2 protein-coding genes are annotated in these 3,141 nt (G+C 63.6%); one reads left to right on the plus strand and one right to left on the minus strand.

The window, feature by feature from the left end:
- The first annotated feature begins 348 nt into the window (after positions 1-348).
- Positions 349-1,215 (plus strand): SDR family oxidoreductase, encoded by an 867-nt coding sequence (locus tag AC0L2A_RS35415; RefSeq protein ID WP_473612833.1) that lies wholly within the window; start codon positions 349-351, stop codon positions 1,213-1,215.
- Between the two features lie 290 nt (positions 1,216-1,505).
- Here AC0L2A_RS35415 and AC0L2A_RS35420 read toward each other — a convergent pair.
- On the minus strand, positions 1,506-3,141 hold a 1,636-nt coding region (locus AC0L2A_RS35420), incomplete at its 5' end, for an OmpA family protein (RefSeq protein ID WP_473612834.1).

Raw genomic sequence — 3,141 nt, forward strand, 5'->3', positions numbered from 1 at the left:
TTTAGTGAATGACGTCCCAAGGCAGGATGTCGGGCGACCATTGTCAAAGTTTGCGCCGCCCCTCATCCGCCTGCCGGCACCTTCTCCCCGTATAGTGACGGGGAGAAGGAAGCTGAACGCAGCCACGGCTCAATACTTGCGACGTTGCCAGTTGGCGAAAGCTGTGATGAAGGCGTCCTTCTCCCCGTCTCTATACAGGGAGAAGTGCCCGGCAGGGCGATGAGGGGCAGCGCGACGCTGCGAAAATCCTCCGCAGCGTCACCACCCCTCGGTGCTCCCCGCTCTTGTATCCGGCGACGGCACGGGGCAAGGATCGCGACCAACCGATTTGCAACGGAGGCGCAAGACATGTCGCTCAAGGGAAAGACGCTGTTCATCTCCGGCGGGTCGCGCGGCATCGGGCTGGCGATCGCGCTGCGCGCCGCGCGCGACGGCGCCAATGTGACCATCGCGGCCAAGACCGCCGAGCCCCACCCGAAGCTGCCGGGCACGATCTATACGGCGGCTGAGGAGATCGAGCAGGCCGGCGGCAAGGCGTTGCCGATGCTGTGCGACATACGCGAGGAGGGGCAGGTGGCCGAGGCGGTCGCCAGAACCGTCGAAAAATTCGGCGGCCTCGACATCTGCATCAACAATGCCAGCGCCATCCAACTCACCGGCACGCTGGAAACCGACATGAAGCGCTACGACCTGATGCACCAGATCAACACACGCGGCACGTTCCTGGTTTCCAAAATGTGCATTCCGCAACTGAAGTTGGCCGACAATCCTCACATCTTGAATCTGGCGCCGCCACTCGACATGAAGGCCAAATGGTTCAAGAACCATGTCGCCTATACGATGGCCAAATTCGGCATGTCGATGTGCACGCTGGGCATGAGCGCGGAGTTCGCCAGGGACGGCATCGCCGTCAATTCGCTGTGGCCGATCTCGACGATCGATACGGCAGCGGTGCGCAATCTTCTGGGCGGGGCGACAGTGGCGGCGATGAGCCGTTCGCCCGATATCATGGCCGATGCCGCGCATGCGATCCTGCTCAGGCCGTCGCGCGAAGCGACCGGCAATTTCTACATCGACGAGGAGGTGCTGCGCGCCGAGGGCGTCAGCGATTTTTCGATCTATGCGCCTGACGCGACAGGTCCGCTTGCCGGCGATTTCTTCGTGCCGGACGAGGTGTTTGCGGATTCGAAAACCAACGTGAAAAATATCTACTGACTGGCACCGGCATAGCCCTCGTTTCCCAACCGAAGCCGGAAACAAAAACCCCGCCGGCGAGGGGGTACCGGCGGGGCTCATGTGTCCCGCTGGAGTCGGGACAGGGCAGGGAAGCCCTAACCAGAATCTGGGGTGGACGACCTCGCGATTCAATGCCTGGTTAAATCGCGACTTACATTCTCCTTCAACCTCGGCTGATTGCCGGAAATAGCCCAACCCGGAGAAACCGGGGTGGGCTATGTCTTCCCGCATAGATTCCAGAAACCAGTTCAGGTTTCTGAAACTGCGAGTTAATTCGCGCTGGCGACCGGCGCCACCAGCGAGGTGATGCGGCGGATGGCGACGCGACGGTTCTCGCGCTCCGGCTCCGACGTATCGACCTTGAGATACTCCTCGCCATAGCCCTGTGTCGTCAGGTTCTCCGGCGGGATGCTGAAGGCATTGCTCAGGGCTTCGGCGACCGCCTCCACGCGACGGTCGGACAAAGCGAGGTTCGCCTCCGGCTTGCCGACGGCATCGGTATGGCCTTCGATCAGGAAGGTTTCCGCCGGGTTCTTCTCCAGCAGCTTCTCCATGGCGCTGGCGACGCCTTCCAGTTTCTGCACCTCGGTTTCGGGGATCGAGGCTGAACCGAATTCGAAGTTCAGCGTGTCGAGGTCGATGCGGCGGGCGATGTCGCGCACGCGGGCCGAGCGCTTGACCTCGTCGATCGAGTAGAGGCGCTGCACCCTCTCCACCGGCGGCTGTTCAAGGAAGGCATAGTAGTCGTCCGGATCCTCGACCTCCTCGGAATCCAGAATGTACTCCTCGCGCGGAATGTCGATCCGAATCGGCGGCAGGTCGTCGCCTGGATCGCGCCAGTCGCCATCGTCCTCATAGTGCCGCTCGTCGACATAGCTCAGCACATATTCGCGTCCGTCGGGCGCGATGCGTGAACGCTGGACGACGTCGCCGTAGCGGTTGCGGATGGTGACGATCTGGATACCATTGTCACGCTCGACGATTTCCCGAGTGCGATTGCTCGACAACTCCTCATAGTAGACGTTCCGCGCGCCACGCCGCATGCGCGGCGCATCGTCGCTTTCCACGATCGTCTGGTTGTTGAACTGGAGGATAACGCGGTCGCCGAGTTCCCTGACGACGTCGACCCCGCGCGGGCGTTCCCTACGGCGGCGAACGTTTTCCTCGTCGGGCGCACGCTCAACGCGTCTGCCCTTTTCCTCCGTCGCCCGAACCATCCTCTCAAGCTTGATCGCCTGCTGGGCCGCCCTGTCATCGGTAGGCGGCGGTCCCTGATCGACCGGAGCCGGCCTCGGGGCTTCCGCCTGCTCGCCGTCCTGCTGGGTGGGTTGACCACCAGCGTCCTGGCCGCCGGTCTCTTGCGCGTTGTCCCTGCCGCCCCTGCGCTTGCGCACGGCATCCTTCTGGCTGTCGAACACGGGAGCCTCGCCCTGGGCCGGACCTTCACCTTCGGCGGGCGCGGCCTGTTCGCGCTCGGCGGGCTGCTCGCCGGTTGAGGGCTGCTCGCCTGTCACCGGCTGTTCGCCGATAGGCTTCTTGCGGCGGTCCTTAGCCTGATCCCGGGGCTGTTCGCCCTCGGCGGGAGCCGTTTGCTGGTCGGTCGGAAGCGGTTCGGCCTGCTCGCCGGCTTCCTTCCTGGCTGGCTGTTCGGATGGTGCGGCTTCGATCTGCTGATCCTGCTCCCGCTTCTTCCTGCGCGGCGTGACCTGCTCGTTGTCATTTGCAGGTGTGGCGTTTTCGCGAGGCGCAGCCTGCTCGGCTTCCTCCTGCTGTTGCCGGTCGCGCTTCTTTCTGCGCGGTTCGGGCTGTTCGTCGCTGGCAGGCGCCGCCTGCTCGGCGGGCTTTTCGGCTGGTGCGGCTTCCTCCTGCTGTTGCCGGTCGCGCTTCTTCCTGCGCGGCTGTTCG

Source organism: Mesorhizobium sp. WSM4844 (assembly GCF_055811775.1).